An 18,692-nucleotide genomic window follows, 5' to 3' on the forward strand; every position below is an offset into this window, starting at 1 on the left:
TGTATAAGAGACAGCCAAAGAACGGCGCAGGGCATCTGATAGAGTCTGCCAAACGAGCCTTATATCCAGTGCGAACAAGTCATCACTACGAACCAATTCGGGCGTTCTGCAGGCCGGTGCGCTCGGAATACTGCTACGAAGACAGGCGGCGCTCGCCGGGAGGTGTCATGAAGATCGCCGTTGCCAAGGAAATCGATCCGTCGGAGCCGCGTGTCGCCGCTTCGCCTGATACGGTGAAGAAGTTTAGGGCGCTGGGCGCCGAAATCGCCGTGGAGGCGGGCGCCGGCATCAAGTCGGGCCTGCCGGATTCCGAATTCACCGCGGCCGGCGCCACCGTCAGCACTGACGCGCTCAAGGACGCCGATATCATCATCAAGGTGAAGCGTCCCGAGGCGTCCGAGCTGGCGCAGTACAAGCGCGGCGCGCTCGTCATCGCCATCATGGACCCTTACGGCAACGAGGCCGCGCTGAAGACGATAGCCGATGCCGGCGTCTCCGCCTTCGCGATGGAACTGATGCCGCGCATCACCCGCGCGCAGGTGATGGACGTGCTGTCCTCGCAGGCCAACCTCGCCGGTTACCGCGCCGTGATCGAGGGCGCCGAGGCGTTCGGCCGCGCCTTTCCGATGATGATGACCGCGGCCGGCACCGTGCCCGCTGCCAAGGTGTTCGTGATGGGCGTCGGCGTTGCGGGCCTCCAGGCGATCGCGACCGCGCGCCGCCTCGGCGCGGTGGTCACCGCGACCGACGTCCGGCCCGCGACGAAGGAGCAGGTGGAATCGCTCGGTGCGAAATTCCTCGCCGTCGAGGACGAGGAGTTCAAGAACGCGCAGACCGCTGGTGGTTACGCCAAGGAAATGTCTAGGGAGTACCAGGCCAAGCAGGCCGCGCTCACCGCCGAACACATCAAGAAGCAGGACATCGTGATCACCACCGCGCTGATCCCGGGCCGGCCGGCGCCGAAGCTCGTCAGCGCCGACATGGTCAAGTCGATGAAGCCGGGGTCGGTACTGGTCGATCTCGCCGTCGAGCGCGGCGGCAATGTCGAGGGTGCCAAGGCCGGTGAGGTCGTCGACCTCGATGGCATCAAGATCGTCGGCTACACCAACGTCGCCGGCCGCGTCGCGGCCTCGGCCTCCAGCCTCTATGCCCGCAACCTGTTCTCCTTCATCGAGACCATGGTCGACAAGAAAGAGAAGAAGCTCGCCGTGAACTGGGACGATGAGCTGGTCAAGGCCACGGCGCTGACGAAAGACGGCGCCGTCATCCACCCGAACTTCCAGCCCAAATCATCTTAAATCGGGTTTAAGGAGAGCCGCCATGGAGCATGCTGCACAGGTCGTCGACCCCTTCATCTTCCGGCTGTCGATCTTCGTTCTCGCCGTCTTCGTCGGCTATTTCGTGGTGTGGTCGGTGACGCCGGCGCTGCACACGCCGCTGATGAGCGTGACCAACGCGATCTCCTCGGTGATCGTGGTCGGCGCGCTGCTTGCCGGCGGCGTCGCGAATGTCTCGAGCGGCTCGGGCTGGGCCCGTGCCTTCGGCTTTGTCGCGCTGATCTTTGCCTGCATCAACATCTTCGGCGGCTTCCTTGTCACCCAGCGCATGCTGGCGATGTACAAGAAGAAGTCGAAGTAAGCGGCCACCTCGGGCTGATGGGATCAATGGGGACCTGAGATGAGCGCCAACCTCTCTGCATTTCTGTATCTCGTGGCGGGAGTGCTGTTCATCCTGTCGCTGCGCGGGTTGTCGAGCCCGGCTTCATCGCGCCAGGGCAATTTGTTCGGCATGATCGGCATGGCGATCGCGGTCGCCACCACGCTTGCCAACCATCCGCCGGCCGACGGGCTCGCCTGGGTGCTGGTGATCGTCGGCATCGCGATCGGCGCCGCGATCGGCGCGGTGATCGCCCGGCGCGTGCCGATGACGTCGATGCCGGAGCTGGTTGCCGCCTTCCACTCGCTGGTCGGCATGGCCGCGGTGCTGGTCGCCGCCGGCGCGTTCTACGCGCCCGAGGCTTTCGACATCGGTACGCCCGGCAATATCCACACCCAGAGCCTGGTCGAAATGTCGCTCGGCGTCGCCATCGGCGCGCTGACCTTCACCGGCTCGGTGATCGCATTCCTCAAGCTCTCGGCGCGCATGAGCGGCGCTCCGATCATCCTGCCGGCCCGCCACGTGATCAACGTCGCCCTCGCGGTGGCGCTGGTCGCCTGCATCGTCGGCCTCGTCGTCACCGGCAGCCTGGTGTTCTTCTGGCTCAACGTCATCCTGGCGCTTCTGCTCGGCGTGCTCATGATCATCCCGATCGGCGGCGCCGACATGCCGGTCGTGATCTCGATGCTGAACTCCTATTCGGGTTGGGCGGCCGCGGGCATCGGCTTCACGCTCGGCAATTCCGCGCTGATCATCACCGGCGCGCTGGTCGGCTCCTCGGGCGCGATCCTGTCCTACATCATGTGCCATGCGATGAACCGGTCCTTCATCTCGGTCATCCTCGGCGGCTTTGGCGGTGAGACCGCTGCGGCCGGCGGCGGTACGGGCGAGCAGAAGCCCGCCAAGCTCGGCTCGGCCGACGATGCCGCCTTCATCATGAAGAACGCCTCCAAGGTCATCATCGTGCCCGGCTACGGCATGGCGGTGGCGCAGGCCCAGCACGCGCTGCGCGAGATGGCCGACATCCTGAAGAAGGAAGGCGTCGAGGTGAAATACGCCATTCACCCGGTCGCGGGCCGCATGCCCGGCCACATGAACGTGCTGCTGGCCGAAGCCAACGTGCCCTATGACGAGGTGTTCGAGCTCGAGGACATCAACTCCGAGTTCGCGCAGGCCGACATCGCCTTCGTGATCGGCGCCAACGACGTGACCAATCCGGCGGCCGAAGAGGACAAGTCCTCGCCGATCTACGGCATGCCGGTGCTGCAGGTCTGGAAGGCCGGAACGGTGATGTTCATCAAGCGCTCGCTGGCTTCGGGTTACGCGGGCATCGACAACCCGTTGTTCTACCGCGACAACACCATGATGCTGCTCGGCGACGCCAAGAAGGTTACCGAGAACATCGTCAAGGCGATGTGAACGCCACGAGCTAAACATGGTTCAGAGCCTCTCTACTCTTGATCAAGATCAGCGCGGCCGCGCCATAGATTTGAACAACTGGCTCGCCTGATGGCCATGAGGCAATTTCATCTTGCTTGCTCGATTCGCTGTAATGCAAGCTTTCGGAGACATTGAGATGCCGCCGCCGCCCCTTTGGATCCCAGACTCGCAAGATACTCCAGACATTTCGCCTGCGACCACTTGGTTGCTGGCGATCGTGGCCGCCCTCGTCAATCTCGCTTTCGTGGCATTGGTCCTCTATTCGGCGTGAGCGCAAGCTGCGCTCTTGCGGTAACGGCGACCATCTCCACGTCCCGAAATCGCATCACCTGTTCAGGGCCCAAAGCGTCCCGACGCATGAGCGTTCAATTTTTCATATCCAGCTTGAGGAGCTAGCGTGACTGCATATCGTGGGCCAGTGTTTGAGATGGCCGTAAAGCAATTCGAGGTGATCGCGAATTACCTGAGCATACCGGATGATGCGAGACCGCGCCTGTTGTTGCCGAAGCGATCTGTCACAGTATCGTGTCCAATTCACCGGGATGATGGCACCACCGCGGTGTTCGAGGGCTACCGGGTACAGCATCATTTGACGCTTGGCCCGACAAAAGGGGGCACCAGGTTCGCGCCCACAGTCGACCTCGGCGAAGTTGCAGCGCTCGCCATTTGGATGAGCTGGAAATGTGCCCTGGTCGGATTGCCGTATGGCGGGGCCAAGGGCGGCATCAATGTCGACCCCTCGACCTTGTCGAAGCGCGAGCTTGAGGCGCTTTCGCGCCGTTATATGCAGGAAATGATCCCCTTCGTTGGGCCACACACCGATGTTATGGCTCCTGACCTCGGTACGAACGAGCAGATCATGGCCTGGTTCATGGATACTTATTCGATGTACCAGGGCCAAACCGTCACCGAGATCGTGACGGGCAAGCCCGTCAGCGCTGGTGGAACGCTCGGCCGTCGTGAAGCGACAGGCCGGGGTGTGGCTCATCTGGTCAGGCGCGCTGCAGACGAGCTCAAAATCCGTCTCAATGGCTCAACGGCGGTTGTTCAAGGATTTGGAAACGTCGGTTCGATCGCCGCGCTTGAGCTGCATAACATGGGAGTGAAAGTGATCGCGGTCAGCGATCACACCGGCGCGCTCTACCGCCCTCGTGGGCTCGACATACCACAACTGGTCCGGCACGCAGCCTCGCAAGGAAGCCTTGATGGCTACTCCAATGAGCTCGCTCTGGATCCTGCAGAGATCCTGACCGTGCCGTGCGACGTGCTTGTTCCGGCTGCCGTCGAACGGGTCATCGACGCTGGAATGGCCGCTAAACTGCGCTGCCGGATCCTTGCCGAAGGCGCCAACGGACCGACCACGCCGGAAGCTGACCGAATTCTGGAAGGACGCCAGGACGAGGTGTTCGTCATTCCCGATATTCTCTGCAATTCGGGAGGTGTTGTCGTCAGTTACTTTGAATGGGTGCAGGACCTTCAGCGATTGTTCTGGGAGGAGGAGGAAGTCATGCGCCGGGAGTATCAACTCCTGGATCGTGCTTTCGAGCGTGTCCTGGCGCGAAGCAAAGGCGAAAATCTGTTCAATCGCACCGCGGCCATGGCAATAGGCGTCGAGCGTGTTCGCGGTGCCAAGGAAACACGCGGCCTGTTCCCGTAAAAACCTAGTTCTTCCCTCGCGTGGAGCCGCCGTAGGCCCCCTATGCTGCCGCTAACGAGCCACTTGAATGATGAGCCCCAACTGACCTGTGCGCTCGTCCTGATGGTCTCCTTGGCGAGCACAAATGCACCCAATCCACTGGCAGATCGGTCTGTCTGCCAGTTCGCCCTAGACTTAGCTGGGCCGTCGCCGACAAACGGCAGCGGCATGTTTAGCGTTGAGTGATAGTCTCACGTCTTACAGTTTTTCATCGGCCGCAGGATTGGCAAGCCATGCGCCATTTAAGGAAAGAAAGCATTGTTCTCAGCTCTCACACTTCGCGCGCTCTCGTTCAAACGCACCCCATTGTGGCGCTTGCTCAAGCTGCAGATTCCGGCCAGCCGAACATTCAGTGCCTCCTTGCGATTAAAGATCGGCCTGCTTGGCATCATCGCGGTCATTGCGACCGGCGCGATCTGCCTGGTCGGGTTGAACCACGCGGCGCAGGTCCAGGGTGATGCGGACGAGGCCGCTCGCGTTCGTGACCGGTTTGCGGCGCTCTCCCAGAGCTTTCTGGAATCGCAACATGTGACGACCGAATTCCTGCGTCGGCGCGACGAGGCAATGATTGAGCGCCATGCCGAGCTGCTCAAGCACGAAATGGCGATGCTCGGCGACATCGAAGGCATTGCGGCGCGATTGCCTGAGGGCGATCCTCTCAAGAGCTCTTCCGGACTGCGGAGCGGGATCGACCTCTACGCCGCTCGCTTTCAGAACATCGTCTCGGCCGAGCGCGCGCTTGGTTTTAACGCCGAGGAGGGGCTCCAGGGCGGGCTGCGCACGGCCGAGCTTCAGCTGGAAGGGCGGCTTGCCGAGCTCGACCAGCCAAGGTTGACCGTTCTCATGGAGAGGATGCGCGGGTATGAAAAGGATTTCATGCTGCACGGCGAAGAAAAATACGGCCAGGATTTTGACAAGTCTGGCGCCGAATTCGCCGGGCTGCTGGCCACCTCAGATCTCTCACCGGGTATTCGCCCCGAACTTGAGAGGCTTCTCAAGTCCTATCAAGCCGCATTTTCTGCCTTCATGTTGGTCCAGCAGTCGCTGAACGAGGAGATGGAGGATATTGCCAAGGTTTATGGCAGCCATCGACCGGCATTGGCACAGGCAATTGCAGAAGCCGATCGCCGAAGCGCCGCGGCTGGCTTGCGCGCGGCAAATGCCCGCGATCTCCTGTTTTGGCTGGTGGTTGGGGCGATGGGCCTGGTCGCGACGTTTGCGCTGCTGTTCGGCCGTCGCATTGGCGGTGCCATTTCACGTATGACGGTGGCGATGCGTCAGCTTGGTGCCGGTCAGTTCGAGATTGTTCTGCCGGGTCTTGATCGTAAAGATGAGATCGGGGACATGGGACGGGCGGTCGAGGACTTCAAGCAGGGCATGCGCCTGAAGGCTGAGCGCGACCTTGCCGAACAGTTGGAACGCGACCGCCTGCAGGGCGAGCGAAGCCGCGCGGAGCTAGAGCGGCTTGCTGATGCGTTCGAGGCGGCCGTCGGTAACGTCATTCAGACGGTGGCTAACGCCTCCCGCCAGCTTGAAAGTGCGGCTCTTGGCCTCACTCAGTCGGCCAAGCACACGACCGGCGTTTCGAGCCACGTCTCGGCAGCATCCGACAGCGCCTCTTCCAATATCCAGCTCATTGCTGCCGCGACGGAACAGATGATGACCTCTGCCTCCGAAATTGGGCGGCAGGTGCAGGAATCCTCGAAGATTGCGCTGGAGGCGGTCCGCCAGGCGGCGCAGACTGACAGGCAGATCTCCGAGCTCACTGATGCGGCCGAACGGATCGGCGACGTCGTTCGGCTCATTGCGCAAGTGGCACGCCAGACCAACTTGCTTGCGCTCAACGCCACGATTGAAGCCGCACGTGCGGGCGAATACGGCACCGGCTTTGCGGTGGTCGCGCAGGAAGTCAAGGCTTTGGCGGATCAGACTTCTGATGCCACCTCGCAGATTGCTGCGCAAATCGGCGCGATGCAGTCGGTCGCCCGCAAATCGGTGATTGAAATCGTTTCCATTAGCGCAACGATCGACCGCATCTCGCAGATTTCGGGTGCTGTGTCGGAGTCTGTTGAACAGCAGCTGTTGGCAACGCGCGAGATTGCGCACAACATCCAGCAGACCGCCGCGCGAACCTCGGAGGTTGCGAGCGGAATGAGCCAGGTCGCCCATGGCGCCGCAACCACGGATACAGCGGCAGGCGGCGTCCTGCAGTCGGCGCAGGCGCTGTCCAAGAGCAGTTCTGAGTTGACCGCTGAATTGAGCCGCTTCATTGCATCCTTGCGACGAGCGTGAGCGGCCCAAGCGGTCGAGCAGCCAAAATGTCCCTTGTGCAGGAACACTCAATGCAACCCGATGACCGGCGAGATGAAATGGCGCGAAAGAGCGGACTTGAGGAGATCGGTCCTACGAAATGCGCCGCTCGGACAATTCTGATGCCGTCCATGGGACGACGCATTGTGTCGGAGGGGCTCGGCACGGCGTTCCTTCTCGCTGCCGTGGTCGGGTCCGGTATCATGGCGCAGCGGCTCGCCGGCGGCAACGTCGCGCTCGCGCTTCTCTGCAACACCATCTCCACTGGTGCGATCCTGGTCGTCCTGATCCTGGTCTTCGGGCCGCTGTCGGGAGCGCACTTCAATCCCGCGCTGAGTCTGGCCTTGACCTTGCGAGGCGAACTGACGTGGCGAGCCCTGTGGGCCTATATTCTCGCGCAGATTGCCGGTTCGCTCACGGGGGTCTTTGCGGCACATTTGATGTTCGATATTCCGCTCTGGCAAGTCTCGCTCACACAACGAACCGGAGCAGGACAGTGGATCGCAGAAGCCGCCGCAACGTTCGGTTTGCTCGTCACGATCTTCGGCTGCGCGAGCCGAACTCCCGCTGTGGTTCCTTACGCCGTTGGCTTGTACGTAACGTCCGCCTACTGGTTCACCGCATCCACTTCGTTCGCCAATCCCGCGGTGACGATCGCACGATCGCTGTCCGACACCTTTGCCGGTATCGCTCCGAGTAGCGTTGTTCCCTTCATCATCGCGCAACTGATTGGGGCCCTTGCGGCCACAACGCTCGCTGCATGGTTATTTAGGAACACCGCCTGAAAGGGCGATGAGATTAGGAAGAAATCGTCATTGCGCTTTAGGTAATTGTTTGAGCATGATCTTTTCGCAAAACACTGCACACGCAGAATGAAGCGAAAGGGTCCGGCGCAGCTGACGTGATCGACAATCTCATTGACGTCAGTCGGCACGTCAATTCTGTCTTCTTGAACTTGCGCTCTGGCTGCTCCTCACACTTACCAACAGGTCGATCGTGCAGCCAATGAATGACGGGGAGGTCGTCGCCGCCCAGATGAGCACGCCACAGCCGCGGCGCCGGCAAGTTCCTGCATTTGGGAAGAAAACCGGAAGATCTTGAGCGCCGTTTGAAAGACGGCGCCCCGATGCCATGAAGCGTTGGTCGTTATGCGGGATGGTCACGCCAAGAAGGGTTGGCGCGATGCTGATTGCGTCACGTAAAGTGCTGAGCGGGGTATCGCCCAAGGCCGGCGTCTTGCAGTTCAGCTTAGGTTCAAAGGGAGAGTCAAGCTGCGGCGCGCTCGACGCAACTTGACCGATGTCACCAACCCGCTCGAAGTACGCCGATATTCTGGTGGTGAGCGTCGGGTCGGCGATAATCAAGGCAACCTATTCGACAATGACCGACTTAGACCTAGCGAGATTGCGTGGCTGGTCAACATCTGTGCCCATCAGCAACCCAGTATGATACGCCAAGAGCTGCATCGGAATGTCATAAACTATCGGAGTAAAGCTTGCCCCCATGTCAGGCAATACGATGGTCGCGAGCGAGTTCACAGAGGCCGCCTCGGCTCCCTTTGGATCGGTTATTAGGATGATGTTGCCACCTCTTGCTGCAACTTCCTGCATGTTTGAGACCGTCTTTTGGAACAGCGAGTCGGAAGGGGCGATCACCACGACAGGCACACCATCGCTTATCAACGCAAGCGGACCGTGTTTAAGCTCGCCCGCAGCATAGCCGTCGGCGTGGATATAGGCGATTTCTTTCAGCTTCAGCGCTCCTTCCAGCGCCAGCGGAAAGGAGCTGCCGCGACCGAGACATAGCACGCCACGCGACTTGGCGACCTCCCGCGCGAGCTTCTCGATTTGCGGTTCGGTTGCAAGTGCAGCTGTCATCAGGCGAGGAACTTCGAGCAACTCCTGTACGAGCGTGGCCTCGGTGGCCCGGGATAATTCACCACGCGCTCTCCCGTTGGCGATCGCAAGAGCCGCGAGCACGATCAACTGGCACGAGAAGGCTTTGGTCGAGGGGACGCCCATTTCGGGGCCGGCCAGCGTCTGCAGCACGGTCTCGCTCTCTCGCGCAATTGTCGAGCTCGGCACGTTGACTACGGAGAGCGTGCGCAGTCCCTGAGATTTGGCAAAACGCAGCGCAGCCAGCGTATCAGCCGTCTCGCCGGATTGCGAAATGAGGATGGCGAGATCGCGCTCGCGCAAGGGCGGTTCCCGGTAGCGTAATTCGGAAGCGACATCGACCTCGACGGGGATGCGGGCCAGCCGCTCGAACCAGTATTTGCCGATGTGGCCGGCATGGCGTGCGGTGCCGCAGCCGGTGATCAATATTCGGCCAATGTCATTGAAGTCGAATGGCAGCGTCTGAGGGAATGCGACGCGATCGGCCGACGCGTCGACATAGCGCGCCAGCGTATGGCCGGCGACTTTCGGTTGCCTGTGGATCTCCTTGAGCATGAAAGGACGATAATTTGCCTTTCGGATGAGAGCCGGCGAGGCTCTGCATTTCAGTACCTCGCGATGGGCAATGACGCCTTGCATGTCGTAGATCGTGAAGGAGTTGCGGGTCAGAACGGCCCAGTCGCCGTCTTCCAAATGGGTAATGCGCTCCGTGAAAGGCGCAAGTGCAATCTCATCCGACGCCAGATACATTTCTCCGTCGCCATGGCCGATAGCAAGCGGCGACCCATTGCAGGCCCCGATCAATAAATCGTCGTAGCCCTTGAACAGAAAAACCAGCGCGAACGGACCACCCAGTTTGGGCAGCGAAGCCTTCACCGCGTCCTGAGGCGAATAGCCCTTGATCAAATGGGATTCGACTATGTGAGCGACTACCTCTGTATCCGTCTCGGAGGCGAATTGTGCACCCTTTCGTTCCAACTCGGCGCGCAGCTCAGGATAATTTTCGATTACGCCGTTATGAACGACCGACACATTGTCAGTCGCATGCAGATGGGCGTTCTTCGCGCTCGCCTTTCTGTGGCTGGTCCAGCGGGTATGCCCGATGCCGGTATGCCCCCACACCGGCGCGGCGCGCAGGCGGTTCTCTAACGCCTTGAGCTTGCCCTCGGCACGCTGTCGGTAGAAATGACCGCCTTCCAGCGTTGCCACGCCTGCAGAGTCATAGCCACAATATTCTAGCTGCTTCAGGGAAACGATTAATTGCTCGGAGACCGGACGGCGTCCCACAATGCCGACAATTCCGCACATGCAGGTCAATATGCTCCGCAACTAGCGTTGAACCACATCGTCTTTCGAGTCAGGCGGCAAGCTAGAGGGGTTGGCAGGTCAATGAATCCCCCCATTTGGCTAGCCACGGAGCTGGCAATTTGCATGCCAGTACCGAACGACTTTACAAGCTATTTGGGCCGGTTCCCGGACACGCTGCTAGACGTATATCATCACGCTGATCAAGCATTCCGGGGGACTTCTGCTGACGATGGCTCGGCGCCTAAATGGAGCCGCGGGGCCCAGAATGTTCGCTCACTCGGCCAGATACTGACATTCCCCATCGACCTCGTTGCCCGATCTAACATCGCTCCGGTGTGGTGAGTAGCCGAGAGGAATTCACATTCATCGTGTGATACATTCGGTCCACCCATTTCGCCTTGTTATTTTATCGGCGTGGTGGAAGCCCGCGAAGAGGGCGCTGCCGCGCAGTCGCCGGCTGATCATATTCAGCCGTGTGTGGATCAAGACGTGCATGTGCGAAATTCGACAAGACCGCAAGTATTCCGCCGTACGGCGTGAAGTGGTTGTTTTGTCCGCCTGCTACGCAAGTGGCATAAGCCGTTTGTGGCACGCACTTTGCTGAGGTCCTGCGCAAACTCGTTTCAATGTGGCCGTCTGGCAGATAGCGCAGCCCGGAGTTCATATGGCCCTTGCTCGGCTAATCACATCAAGGCCATCGACAGGCCGTGAATTGAAAGCCCGCCGGGTGCGGCGCGATTGCCTTTGTCGTTCGTGCTGTACAGCACTTGGCCCTTATTCACGCCCTGAGAGTGGTAGCGATGCTTAGGAGTGCGCCGAGCATCACGGACGGCAATCGGCAATCATCGAACGCGTGCCCACCATCGCTCATGTTCTCGGAGCACCCTCACCGATGTGTTCCCTTAGGGCACGAGGCGCTCTGCGCGTTTGGTGTGAGCATTTTCGCCGAGCGATGTCCATCAGCTAAGGGGCCAGCGCAAGTGCGCCCTGGAATGCACTGAGGCGATCGTTGCCGACTCTCTTGGCTCAGAGCTGGCCACTTGGATTTTGATATGCCGCGACACGAGAAGGATCGAAAATGGCTGTTGTCCGATTTGTATTTGCCGCACTGAAGCCGGGTGTCAGCGCAGCGGAGTATGAACGCTTCGAACGCGAGGTCGACTATGTCGTCGCCAGTAAATTGAAGACTATCGTCAGCTATTCGACGCACCGCATCACGGAAACCGGCGTCGGCATATCAGGCGGGCCGTGGGACTATATCGAGCGCATTGAGGTGACCGATCGCAAAGCCTATCAAGCTGAGCTCGCCGTCGTCGGCAAGAAAATGCTCGAAGAACTCTACGAAAAATATCTCGACAGATCTAAGACAGTTTCGGTCTGGTCAGAACGGATCGAAGCATGAGTCTCGCATCCTCACCGTTCCCAGCCAAAGTTGCGTTGTCCGGCGGTTCTTGCCCGTCACCCGAAGAAAAAACACTGGGTTCGTGCCAACACGGGGACGGCGCCTCGAGAGGCGCGTCCGTGTCCGACAGCGCGGCCCAATTCGATGAATTTGCAAGTCTGCACGAGAATATGACTGAATGGCCCCTTCAAAAATACATCGAAGTGCCGAGCGTACTAGAGGTGATGGGTGACGTTGATGGCTTCTCCATCCTCGGTTTTGGGTGCGGCGCGGGGGCATATTCGCGAATACTTAAGCAACGCGGAGCAGCCTCTGTTGTAGGATATGATCCGGCGCCAGGCATGCTAAACTACGCGCGGCGTCGCGCAGAAAAAGAGGGGATCAATCTCTCCTTCGTCACTCATCTCCATGCCAACATGGCAGCCCAATTCGACTTGGTACTTGCATCCTATGTGCTGCCCTATGCCGCCACCAAAAGTGAGCTGGACAGCATGTGCGCCGAAATGGCCGAACTGTTGCGTCCTGGCGGGCGCTTGATATCGTTGTCCACTCATCCAGCTTACAATCCACATCCAAACTGGTACGAACCCTGTGGCTTCAGGCTCGTCGTAGACGATCCTGAGAACCCATATTTAGAAGGTGGGCGTATTAAGGTCGAGTTCTGCAAAAATGGAGAACAAGGCGGCGTATTTGCATGGCATTGGCCCGCTCCCTCTTTGGAGAGTTCATTAGCACAAGCCGGGTTCCGATCATTGAAATGGAGAGAACTGTTTGTGCCCACATGCGCCCGTATAGATCAGCTTCCCACGGAGCTACATGCATATCTCCAAAGCCCGCACGCGATCATCATTGAAGGCGTCCGTGTCCCACGCCATGCGGGGCGACACCCATGACGTTTGTACCATTCAGGAGCAAGTTGTTAGTCCCGTTCTCCTCAGCGGTCGCGGAAGGTCTATGCGGCTTTGACGAGCATGAATGGGATGCCCTCGTCGGTGATAACAATTTTTATAACAGCTACCGGTGGCTGCGAGCGCTCGAACATTCGCTCGGCGCAACGGACGTGCTTGCGGTCCGCGGGGCGGCCGGAGTCGTGGCTGCGTGCACGCTTTGGGAGGGAGACCAATCACCTGGTTTGTTCTTCCTGCCAGATTGCATGGCTGGAATTCCCGGCCCTTGGCAACAAAGTTTTCTCTGGCTGGGTGGTCGGCGCAACACCCACAACGAGATACCCTGCATTCAGGGCAGGCGAAGGTATGAGGCTTTAGGCGAGTTGGGACGCAGCGCTCTAAACTATGCTCAGGAGCGGGGATATGCCGGCGTTGTAGTGCCGTACATGCCCTACCCGGCGGCGGTGGAATTCGCGGAGCACATTGGGGGTACGGTCGTTTTGCATTCTGCCGAAGCGTATCTAGAAGTGCCGGATACAGGGGTAGCCGGGATGATGGCGGCCTCGTGCGCGCATGATCGTAATCAAAGCAAGTCTGAAGTCGCGGCGTTCCGGCGAGCCGGGGGGAAGATCGGATGGGCCTCAGCCGAAGAACTCGATGACTCCATAGTCGCTGATCTCATAACCCAAAACAGGTCTCGACACGGAAGCACCCAGGGTCGCGACTGGATGGAAAGGATACTCGCCGGGCAGAGAAAGGCGGGTGTGTCGCAGTTCGGTGCCGCAGCAATTTCCGAGTGCAACAACGAGATAACCGGGCTTGCTGTTTTCTATCGCTTTGGAACGGCACTTCACTTGCGCTACTTCGGGGCAGACTACAGTCGCGATCTCAAGGATTACAGATATTTCGTCTTATGCTATTACGAGCCCCTCGATTACGCTGCGGCGCGCGGTCTCACAACATTGCGGCTTTCTACCTCCTCGTTACGTGCGAAAGTGAACCGAGGGGCAAAGATCGAGCCGCAGGCGATCGTCATCAAGTGCGTTGGTGAACAGCACATCTGCGGCTCCGACGTCAAGCGGCACAATCTGCGTATGATCAGACAATATCAGAATCAGTTCGCAGGCCATCTTTGCAGGGATTGGGAGTTGGTCGAGCGTTTGCTGGGTGAGTAACTGCGAGATTGAGCAAGATTCGCCGAGGTCTTTGGTCGGGTACGGTGCCCCTCGGCCTAACGCCAGGACTTCGACTGAAGATGCCGCGCTGGTTCTTCAAGCCGGAGCACGACGAAGGCACACTCAAGCAAAAACTGCTGCGCACATTCTGGGATACGGTGCCCGATGACGTCATGACGGCTGACTCCGGGTCTCGAGGGTCGGCAGCGAGCGCTTTTGTGGCACGAAAATTCGCGAGATTTCCGAACGAAACTGGGTAGAGCACGGCAGTCCCGACGACACTCCCGCGTGGCGAGTTGATGGAATCCAGCCTAAGCGAGTTTTCCGGCTTCAAGCAGTGCTTCCTCTCGAGAGGACGTCGGCGCGGCCGGACCTTTTTATGAATTTGGCAAGACGAGAGCCAGACTCGCCGCCAACGATGTCGCCGCCGAGGTCGCCAAACGCAACGAGCCCAAGCTGCGCGCGCGCCTGAAGCCGGATGCGGCCTCGCTCGCGCAGCTGCTCGGCGAGCGGGTCTTCGCCTTCGCCGGAATCGGCGATCCCCAGCACTTCCTCCGCACATTGGAGGCCAGCGGCATCGAAGTCGCGCGCACGCGCCGCTTCGACAATCATCACATGTTCTCGCGCGAGGAACTCGCCGCGCTTGCAGCGGAGGCACAGCGCGAGCAGCTCACGCTGGTGACGACGAAAATGATCTTGCGCGCCTGCATCGCAGCGATGGCGTGCCCTACCGGCATCGTCCCATTCGCTGTCCAGCTCGAATTCGACGACCGGGCCAAGCTGCGGCAACTGATCAGCGACCATCTCTACAAGGCCCGCGAGCGGCGTTTTTCCAGACGCTGATCTCGTCCGGTGGGCAAAGCGAGGCGTGCCGACCAACTTCGTTTCGCACTCGCTAAAGCTACCGCTTCAGCAGACAGTCATGCTCACCACACCCCAACGACCATCATTCCTATGATGGTCAGGCACGAGACGCAGGTCACCGTGAAGGTATAGCATTCGGGTGTGTTCATCGCTGTCTCCCAGACTGTTGAATTGCTTGGCCACTACCACGCGGGAGAGATTGCCGGTCTTGGCTGCTTCAATGCGGCGCGCCGCGATCGGTCTTGCGGTATGCCGCCGCCCTCTCGTCGTCACTCTGATCCGAAATAAGGTAGTCCGCTTCGAGTGCTTCAAAGCGTTCAGCTGCGATCAGAAGCTGCTTGCGCATTTCAGCGAGACGGGCGCGGCAATATTCGCGATAGAGCAAGTCCAGTATGATGGGCATGATCACCCCCATCGATTGACTTTGAATTGACAGATATTCCACCGCGGATTTTCGAGGTGATCGTCGCCCGTCAGATGGCTCTTCGATATGAGCCCGTTCACAGACTGCGCCAATTCCAAAGCTCAATGGCCGTTTGGTTGACTTGATTGTCTGTGCGATAAAAAAGAACAGGGCTAATTACCTAACAGGAAGTTTAGCGGCACTGTGTTTCAGCAAGACTTCGTCAAACAACTTAAGGGCGCCGGACCGCGACGAAAATTCCAACCACAAAGCGAAATGACTTACCTCGGAGTGCAAGCACGATTCGATGCAACGCGGATCGACGCGACTGCCTGAAGCAGGCGATCGATCAGAAGGTCGTTGGGGAGTCCAGGAGGAGTTTCATCAAGAGGTGCGTAGGCGGAGATACCACGGAGCAGTGAACCGGTTCGAAAGGCCGGTCGGGGGGCGGTGCTTGCTCTGCGCAAGCGAGAGATCACACCTTTCGTTGATCAGGCTTAGGCGTGATCGGGTGCTCCCGTGAGACGGCGGCAAGGCTGCCAAGCATCGTTCAGATGATCGGATTATGTCGGGTTAGGATGCGAGCCGGCGGCTCCGAATTCCAGCGGGGCTGCGCGTTTGTCGTTAGGCGCCATTGAGGTCGTTTACTTGGTATCACGTCGATAAGGGCCGTGACTTCCTCTCCCGCTGCATCACCCGGTGGTGTCTCCGCTCCAGCAATGCTTCCGGAGCAATTCCATGATTCCGACCACGCGGATCGAGCATTTTAGGGTCAGCTACCGCCGCCGAGATCCGTGAGGTGAACAAGGTTGTACCTCAAACCAGTCCCCTAGCTGAAATAGCTCAAGGAAGATCACCTGAGGCCTCCGTTGCCGGATTGCTCGAGCTCGATACTTCTTCGTCGCTTAAGGCGCTGCCTAACCGTTCCGGCGCCACTCTCCGCCTTGAGCAGCAGCAAAGGAATTCCCGTGTGGGGCCAGCAGATCGTTGCTGAGAGATCTGCTGATGGCACGAGAATTGTTGCCATAAGCGGAACTGCCGCCTACGATTTAGGTCTGGCCCTGACCGCGAAGATCACCAAGCAGCAGGCGCTTCCTCGTAGCCAACAAGCTTGTCAGCTTTGTCAGCTTCTGGGCAAGCCTTGTCTCCTTCGCGGCCAGCGCCTCCACCGGCTCCTGGCGCTTGGTCGCGTCGAATTGACTCAGCGCGCGACGCTCTCCTCCAACTGAGCACGCCGTCGCTCCATCTTCGTGCACGTGAAGTTCCTGTCCCGGCTGTTCACGGCATTGAACTTGCTGCCATCGGTGGCGGCGCCTCGTCGTTGCCAATAAGTCCATCTCTTGGCAGAGTTCGAGGAGCAAAGTGGGGGCGCGACGCTGCCCGCTGGCTCCGCAACCTCGAAGCGCATCTCAGCCAAACCGAGCGAATCGAGAAATACGTCGATCACCCGAACAGGGCCGCTCTCGTCAATGGCGTCATCGAAGTATTCGGGCTAAGCGTTCGCTTTCCAGGATCTACTTCTTCATGAAGCGCCTCATCAATTACCCCGGAAAATCACAGGAGAACATAACAGCAGCCCAGTGTTGTCACTGCCAGGACTCGTTGCCGACATTCGCGGAAAAGCGCGCCGGTAACGAAGTCTTTGACTGGCGCTACACATTTAGAGGACTCCACATGAGGGGACTACCAACCTCATTGAAAGCGCGTTGGCCAGCGCGTTCCGGCGCACCGTTCAAGGGATGTCTTTCGAACAAGGCTCGCTACGATCCTCAAGCTCGCCGAGGCCGCCGAGAAAAGCTGCGTCGCGTCGATGGCCACAACCAGTTGACGCAACTCTCCCGCGTTAAATTAGCCAACGGGAATCGAAGTCGCAGACCCGACTCAATCCACTGTCGCCTAGCCCGCTCCGGCACCAACATTCGGCGATAGCACTTTAACCCACGATAAGTCGCACCTTGGATCGAAAGACAAGTAATCGCAAGTTAGTTCTTCACCCGGCTGTACGTCTCGGGCTGTGAAAATTCGGCAATGATCGTCTTGGTATGTGTTTGGTTGATTGCTGTGATTCATGAAACGAGCGTTGTCAGCATTGTACTCTAAAACACCATCATCAACGTCGAGGTCTCTTGGATAGGCGTGCTTATCAAGTAAAGCTTGAAATGTTCGAGGTAAAGTTGCGTACTGTTCAGGTGTCACGGCAATGTCAACGATTGGGTTATGAATCCAAATCAATGCACCTTTAGGCAAAAGAGTAGCGGAGAAAAGTCCAATACCGCCAAACTGGTCTGGCTTCAAAATAGTTTCAACGATCAACACTGACATATCTCCCCAAAGTCGCTAGCACCCTGCAAGCTAACTAACCTGAGCCGTGCAATCTCCTGCATAAATTGGTGGGGTCGTTTAATCGCGTCTCGGTCACAACCTCGATTTTTTTTCAATCTGTGCATCCCTTTCGGTAGCGGCTGCTACCGATGAGGATCTCGGCTGTCGCTCCACGAGGAGATGCTGCAGGACTGGCGCCACGGTTCACCTTCCGCGGCAGCGACGTCGTGGCGATCCTGGAAAGCGCCTGCAAGGAATTGGGGTTCCCGGCAACGATCCGCGTCGATGAAGGCAGCGAGTTCGTGTCGCGCGATCTGGACCTCTGGACCTACCAACGCGGTGTCACGCTGGACTTCTCCAGCCCGGTAAGCCAACCGACAACGCGTTCATCGAAGACTGCGCCTTCCGGGTCGAATGCCTCAACACGCACCGGTTCCTCAGCCTTGCGGACGCCCAAGAAAAAGTGGAGACTACAACGAAGAACGGCCCCATGGCGCCATCGGCAGCAGATCGCCGATTTTGCTGCAAAACCACGTCGGCGCATCCAGCCCGGATGGTCCAAAGGTCGGCCTCGCTGCATCAACCCGAGACTGTAAGCGCTGCTGGATGAAAGTTGAGTGGCAGGTGCGGGACGATTCCACGGCGTATCCAAAAACGCCGACGCGTGACCGATCTGTCGCTGGCGCCGCGTTCGTAGAGCTCGTGGTGATCATCGAACGCTTCCGCTGCGACGCCGTCGTGCGGACGCCAGATCTTCACTGAGCGTTTCGCCGACGGGATATTGGCGTCATCCGCGCGACGCACGGCGCGGCTGGACTCCATGGTCCAGCATCTCGGTCTGGTGCTTAGCGGGTGACGGACAGGCCTTTGCAAAACGGCTGATGCTGCCAGAAAGCAAGGACAAGCCTGTGGGTTTGTCCGACGCCCCAGCTGTTCGTAGGCCGATTTTCTCAAGATCATCGCCAAACTCACCAGGCCCGGCTGGGGGGCATGAACGAATGGCTATGTTCTCCGCGTGGAGACCCCAGAGCGGAGCTGAACGCAGGATAGACTTTCATTTTCCTAAATAAGGCTCACCTCAAGGGATCACGGCCAGCAGTTAATCGAACCATCGACCAGTGCCTGCCTTATTTGTTCGGCCCGTTCCTTGGACAGCTTCTCGGCCAAGCTGTGGTCCTTTAACAGCGCCGGCCCCTTGCGTTCTCGATCATAAACCATCCAGCCGGTGGTCCCCCTTCGAACGAGGAACCTGGACTGTTGCGGAGGTAATTCGTGGATCAACAGTTCCTCCTACATTGACCTGTTACGAAATCGCGTCGGGTGTCCCAAGGAAA

16 protein-coding genes and 1 pseudogene are annotated in these 18,692 nt (G+C 59.1%); 12 read left to right on the forward strand and 5 right to left on the reverse strand.

From position 1 onward, the window contains the following. Nucleotides 1–167: 167 nt before the first annotated feature. From I6F37_RS34500 to I6F37_RS34525, 6 genes are all read left to right on the forward strand, one after another. Nucleotides 168–1,298, forward strand: coding sequence for a Re/Si-specific NAD(P)(+) transhydrogenase subunit alpha (locus I6F37_RS34500; protein WP_225130122.1), 1,131 nt, complete (start codon nucleotides 168–170; stop codon nucleotides 1,296–1,298). Nucleotides 1,299–1,320: 22 nt separating this feature from the next. Next, entirely contained in the window at nucleotides 1,321–1,638 is a 318-nt protein-coding gene (locus I6F37_RS34505) for a proton-translocating transhydrogenase family protein (RefSeq protein WP_014492434.1), read from the forward strand. A gap of 39 nt (nucleotides 1,639–1,677) precedes the next feature. Continuing rightward, nucleotides 1,678–3,075 (forward strand): NAD(P)(+) transhydrogenase (Re/Si-specific) subunit beta, encoded by a 1,398-nt coding sequence (locus I6F37_RS34510; RefSeq protein WP_225130120.1) that lies wholly within the window; start codon nucleotides 1,678–1,680, stop codon nucleotides 3,073–3,075. A 418-nt stretch (nucleotides 3,076–3,493) separates the two neighbouring features. After that, nucleotides 3,494–4,753: a Glu/Leu/Phe/Val dehydrogenase gene (locus tag I6F37_RS34515; RefSeq protein ID WP_225130118.1), complete on the forward strand. Its 1,260-nt coding sequence runs from the start codon at nucleotides 3,494–3,496 to the stop codon at nucleotides 4,751–4,753. 297 nt (nucleotides 4,754–5,050) lie between these two features. After that, complete coding sequence (locus tag I6F37_RS34520) at nucleotides 5,051–7,084, forward strand: methyl-accepting chemotaxis protein (protein ID WP_225130117.1); 2,034 nt, start codon at nucleotides 5,051–5,053, stop codon at nucleotides 7,082–7,084. A 140-nt stretch (nucleotides 7,085–7,224) separates the two neighbouring features. After that, nucleotides 7,225–7,887 carry an MIP/aquaporin family protein gene (locus I6F37_RS34525; protein WP_225130131.1) on the forward strand — a complete coding sequence of 221 codons (663 nt, stop codon included), beginning with the start codon at nucleotides 7,225–7,227 and terminating at the stop codon, nucleotides 7,885–7,887. 150 nt (nucleotides 7,888–8,037) lie between these two features. Here the strand turns inward: I6F37_RS34525 and I6F37_RS34530 are convergent, their stop codons facing one another. Together I6F37_RS34530 and glmS are read right to left on the reverse strand one after the other, a co-directional pair. Continuing rightward, a complete protein-coding gene (locus I6F37_RS34530) occupies nucleotides 8,038–8,466 on the reverse strand; it encodes a hypothetical protein (protein WP_225130115.1) in 429 nt (142 codons plus the stop codon). 6 nt (nucleotides 8,467–8,472) lie between these two features. Continuing rightward, a complete protein-coding gene (gene glmS / locus I6F37_RS34535) occupies nucleotides 8,473–10,305 on the reverse strand; it encodes a glutamine--fructose-6-phosphate transaminase (isomerizing) (RefSeq protein WP_225130113.1) in 1,833 nt (610 codons plus the stop codon). Between the two features lie 1,078 nt (nucleotides 10,306–11,383). On the opposite strand from glmS, the gene I6F37_RS34540 reads away from it, so the two are divergent. The 4 genes from I6F37_RS34540 (at nucleotide 11,384) to I6F37_RS34555 (ending at nucleotide 14,612) form a co-directional block, all read left to right on the forward strand. Further along, on the forward strand, nucleotides 11,384–11,707 hold the full coding sequence (locus tag I6F37_RS34540; RefSeq protein ID WP_225130111.1) for a hypothetical protein: 324 nt from the start codon (nucleotides 11,384–11,386) through the stop codon (nucleotides 11,705–11,707). Between the two features lie 119 nt (nucleotides 11,708–11,826). Further along, complete coding sequence (locus I6F37_RS34545; protein WP_225153942.1) at nucleotides 11,827–12,600, forward strand: class I SAM-dependent methyltransferase; 774 nt, start codon at nucleotides 11,827–11,829, stop codon at nucleotides 12,598–12,600. Next, nucleotides 12,597–13,769, forward strand: coding sequence for a peptidogalycan biosysnthesis protein (locus I6F37_RS34550; protein ID WP_225130107.1), 1,173 nt, complete (start codon nucleotides 12,597–12,599; stop codon nucleotides 13,767–13,769). The genes I6F37_RS34545 and I6F37_RS34550 overlap by 4 nt, the downstream gene beginning before the upstream one ends. A 468-nt stretch (nucleotides 13,770–14,237) precedes the next feature. Then, nucleotides 14,238–14,612 carry a tetraacyldisaccharide 4'-kinase gene (locus I6F37_RS34555; RefSeq protein ID WP_249782217.1) on the forward strand — a complete coding sequence of 125 codons (375 nt, stop codon included), beginning with the start codon at nucleotides 14,238–14,240 and terminating at the stop codon, nucleotides 14,610–14,612. Nucleotides 14,613–14,850: 238 nt separating this feature from the next. On the opposite strand, the gene I6F37_RS34560 is transcribed toward I6F37_RS34555, so the two are convergent. Continuing rightward, nucleotides 14,851–15,078, reverse strand: a complete 228-nt coding sequence (locus I6F37_RS34560; protein WP_225130106.1) for a hypothetical protein — start codon at nucleotides 15,076–15,078, stop codon at nucleotides 14,851–14,853. Between the two features lie 926 nt (nucleotides 15,079–16,004). On the opposite strand from I6F37_RS34560, the gene I6F37_RS34565 reads away from it, so the two are divergent. Continuing rightward, nucleotides 16,005–16,265, forward strand: coding sequence for a hypothetical protein (locus I6F37_RS34565; protein ID WP_225130135.1), 261 nt, complete (start codon nucleotides 16,005–16,007; stop codon nucleotides 16,263–16,265). Between the two features lie 667 nt (nucleotides 16,266–16,932). On the opposite strand, the gene I6F37_RS34570 is transcribed toward I6F37_RS34565, so the two are convergent. After that, nucleotides 16,933–17,358, reverse strand: coding sequence for an SET domain-containing protein (locus tag I6F37_RS34570; protein ID WP_225130104.1), 426 nt, complete (start codon nucleotides 17,356–17,358; stop codon nucleotides 16,933–16,935). A gap of 191 nt (nucleotides 17,359–17,549) precedes the next feature. On the opposite strand from I6F37_RS34570, the pseudogene I6F37_RS34575 reads away from it, so the two are divergent. Beyond that, a pseudogene (locus I6F37_RS34575) lies at nucleotides 17,550–17,874 on the forward strand (integrase core domain-containing protein); the annotation flags it as partial. A 570-nt stretch (nucleotides 17,875–18,444) separates the two neighbouring features. Here I6F37_RS34575 and I6F37_RS34580 read toward each other — a convergent pair. Beyond that, complete coding sequence (locus I6F37_RS34580) at nucleotides 18,445–18,639, reverse strand: hypothetical protein (RefSeq protein WP_225130102.1); 195 nt, start codon at nucleotides 18,637–18,639, stop codon at nucleotides 18,445–18,447. Nucleotides 18,640–18,692 lie beyond the last annotated feature (53 nt).

The organism is Bradyrhizobium sp. NBAIM08, assembly GCF_020193935.1.
In the GTDB taxonomy this organism is placed as follows: domain Bacteria; phylum Pseudomonadota; class Alphaproteobacteria; order Rhizobiales; family Xanthobacteraceae; genus Bradyrhizobium; species Bradyrhizobium yuanmingense.